Raw genomic sequence first — 3,405 nt, 5'->3', positions numbered from 1 at the left:
GGCCTAGAGCGCCGTCCTAAAAAACTGAATCGAGGGGATTCCCACACGGCTTGATTTGTGATTCACCATATTTGGAGGTGGATTATGGGTAAATCACTATCATTGGACATCCGTGAGCGTGTTGTTTCCTTAGTTGAGGACGGGTTTTCCTGCCACGAGGCGGCCCGTCGGTTCCGGATTTCGGCGGCCAGTGCGGTCAGGATTATGCAGCGCAAGAGGCGCACCGGATCGGTGGCGCCAGCACCGCAGGGAAGGCCGCGTATCAGCAAGCTGGATGCGGTCTCGAAGTTTCTGAAAGCTGAGATCGAGGCAACGCCAGACAAGACTATGCCGGAACTAGCGGCGGGACTGTTCAAAGAACATGGGGTCAGGGCAACACCGGCGATGTTGTCGCGTCATCTGATCCACCGGCTTGGTTATACATATAAAAAAATCCCTGATTGCGACAGAGCGCCGACGGATAAAGGTGCGCGCCGCGCGTTTCGAGTGGCAGCATCGCCGGCAGCCAAGGATGCGTCTTGAGCCACACAGGTTGATCTTTATCGACGAGACCGCCGTCACCACCAAGATGACCCGCCTACGTGGACGATCGCTGCGCGGGGTGCGGTTGGACGCGGATGCGCCTTTTGGCCATTGGCATACGCAGACTTTCATCGCCGGGCTCCGTGTGGATGAACTGGCCGCCCCCTGGGTGCTGAATGGGCCGATGAACCGTGCCGCTTTCGAGGTTTATATCGAAACCCAACTCGCACCGTGTCTTCAACCCGGTGACGTGGTAATCGCAGATAACCTGTCCTCACATAAATCTGCGACGGCACAGGCATTCCTGAAGGCGCAAGGAAACTGGCTTTTGTTCCTACCACCCTACAGCCCCGACCTGAACCCGATTGAAATGGCGTTCTCAAAGATCAAAGCCCACCTGCGCCGCTTGAAAGCGCGCACCTTTGACACACTCTTCGCATCAGTCGCTGAAGTATGCGAACTCTTCCCGCCACAAGAGTGCGAAAACTTCTTCAGGGCTGCCGGGTATGTTGCAGATTAGATGGACGATGCTCTAGTGCGGACATCCTGAGGTATTCTTCACTAAGTTTCAGCCGATCAGAAAAGGCAGGCCTTGCGGACTTAGCCTTTCTTGGTCGCTCGCTCGAGCCTCTCAACGGCCGTCATCCAAAGGTCCTCAGCGCGCGCGAGGCCGTCCTCGACCTCGGTAAACTTCTTTTGCCATGTGCTGTACTCAACCTGGCGCGCAGGCGCGTAGATGTCGGGATCAGCAAGTCGCTCTGCAATCTTTCCGTGGATTTCAGCCAGCTTGGTGACCCGCGTTTCCGCAATCGAAGCTGCCTGGCGCAATTCAGCGACATCAGCGCGACTGGCGCGGGACGGCTTTGTCTTTGGTTTGTCCTGCTTTTGCGAGGGCTGATCGAGAAGCATGCGGCGATAGGCTTCGAGGTCTTGCTCATAGGGTCCGACCTGGCCGTCTTTCACCAGCCAGAGCCGATCTGCGACAAGACTGAGAAGGTGCATGTCGTGGCTCACGAGAACCACGGCTCCAGTATAAGCCGTAAGCGCTTCAACCAGCGCTTCGCGGCTTTCCCTATCAAGGTGGTTGGTCGGCTCGTCGAGGATCAGCAGATGCGGCGCATCCAGCGTCGCGATCATTAAAGACAGGCGGGCCTGCTGGCCACCAGACAACCGCCCGACGAGTGTTTCCGCCTGCGCGGCGCCAATTCCAAACCCGCCAAGACGCGAGCGTAGTTTGCCTGGACCCTCATCGGGGCGCAAACGGCGCACGTGATCAATCGGGGTTTCGTCAGCGTGCAGCTCGTCCAGCTGGTGTTGGGCAAAATAGCCGATCCGCAGTTTCCGCGCGCGCGTCAGCTGCCCTGCGAGCGGATCAAGCTTGCCCGCTAGAAGTTTCGACAGAGTGGATTTACCTTCGCCGTTTCGCCCAAGCAGCGCGATGCGGTCATCTTGGTCGATCCGAAGAGTAAGCCGAGACAGCACGGCCTCACCATCATAACCAACGGATGCGCGGTCGATGTTGATGATGGGAGGCGACAGTTCCTCGGGTGCGGGGAAAGTGAAGCGCTTCAGGGCAGCCTCTTGCGGCGTCGTAATCGGCTGCATCTTTGCGATCATCTTGATACGCGACTGCGCCTGGACCGCTTTGGAGGCTTTCGAGCGGAACCGATCTACAAAGCTTTGCAGGTGCGCGCGTCGGGCGTCTTGCTTGCGCGATTCTGACTCGGCCACCGCAAGTCGAGCAGTCCGCGTGGCGGCGAATGTATCGTAGTTGCCCCGATAAAGTGTCAGCTTGCGATCTTCGAGGTGCAGGATCGACGTCACGGCGCGGTTCAACAGGCCGCGATCGTGGCTGATTGTGATGACAGTATGCGGATACTTCGCAAGATAACTTTCCAGCCAAAGCGCGCCTTCAAGGTCGAGGTAATTGGTTGGCTCGTCGAGAAGCAACAAGTCTGGCGCAGAAAACAACACGCCGGCCAATGCAACCCGCATCCGCCAGCCGCCCGAGAATGCGGAACAAGGCATTGCCTGCTCTTCTCGGGTAAACCCTAGACCTCGCAGAATTGTACTGGCACGTGCTTCGGCCGACCAGGCGTCAATATCTGCGAGACGCGTTTGAATGTCGCTGATCCGCGTCGGGTCCGTCGCCGTTTCTGATTCTGCCAGAAGGCTTGCGCGCTCGGTGTCGGCCTCCAGCACAGTATCAAGCAGAGAGACCTCGGACCCTGGGACTTCTTGTGCAACACCGCCGATACGCGCGCCCTTGGGAATGTGGACGCTGCCGCCCTCCAATACCAACTCGCCGCGGATCAACTTGAAAAGCGTCGTCTTGCCCGTGCCATTGCGTCCGACAAATCCGATCTTGTGACCGGTCGGGATATTGGCCGAGGCATCCTCGAACAATGGTCGCCCTTCGATGGCGAAACGTATGGAGTCAATTCTGAGCACGAGGCTGCGCTTAGCAGAGGGGCAGGGGGAACTGAAAGCCCCTGTCTGCAAATTTCAAAGAAGCAGCCGCTTAGGGTGGTGCGATTGCCGATTGTGCCGCACCGCTTTGCCTTTTCATCCCCAACCATGCGTGCTAGTCGATCGGCGAATTTTTAGGCGGAATGCATAGGGCGTTCCACCCAACCCCAAAGAGGCAAAGACATGGCGCTCGAACGCACCTTTTCTATCATCAAACCAGACGCAACAAAGCGTAACCTTACCGGCAAAATCAACGCCAAGTTCGAGGAAGCTGGTCTGCGCATCGTCGCACAAAAGCGCATCCACATGACAAAGGCGCAAGCTGGCGAATTTTACAAAGTCCACGCAGAGCGTCCGTTCTACGATGAACTTTGCGACTTTATGGCATCCGAGCCGGTCGTCGTTCAGGTGCTT

3 protein-coding genes are annotated in these 3,405 nt (G+C 57.6%); 2 read left to right on the top strand and 1 reads right to left on the bottom strand.

Annotation, left to right across the window (positions count from 1 at the left end; translation table 11 throughout):
- Window positions 1-84: 84 nt before the first annotated feature.
- Window positions 85-1,042 (top strand): IS630 family transposase gene (locus AC221Y_RS22145; protein ID WP_486708467.1). Its coding sequence is split into 2 segments (ribosomal slippage): window positions 85-426 and window positions 428-1,042, totalling 957 coding nucleotides; the frame shifts between segments, so codons are not numbered across the junction.
- 80 nt (window positions 1,043-1,122) lie between these two features.
- Here AC221Y_RS22145 and AC221Y_RS22140 read toward each other — a convergent pair.
- Window positions 1,123-2,973, bottom strand: coding sequence for an ABC-F family ATP-binding cassette domain-containing protein (locus AC221Y_RS22140; RefSeq protein WP_486708466.1), 1,851 nt, complete (start codon window positions 2,971-2,973; stop codon window positions 1,123-1,125).
- A 201-nt stretch (window positions 2,974-3,174) separates the two neighbouring features.
- Between AC221Y_RS22140 and AC221Y_RS22135 the strand changes: the two genes are divergently transcribed.
- A partial coding sequence (locus AC221Y_RS22135) for a nucleoside-diphosphate kinase (protein ID WP_486708465.1) occupies window positions 3,175-3,405 on the top strand: 231 nt, incomplete at its 3' end.

It is taken from the genome of Boseongicola sp. (assembly GCF_057460485.1).
The sequence above is the reverse complement of the archived record's forward strand: the minus strand, read 5'-3'. Positions and strand labels throughout refer to the sequence as shown.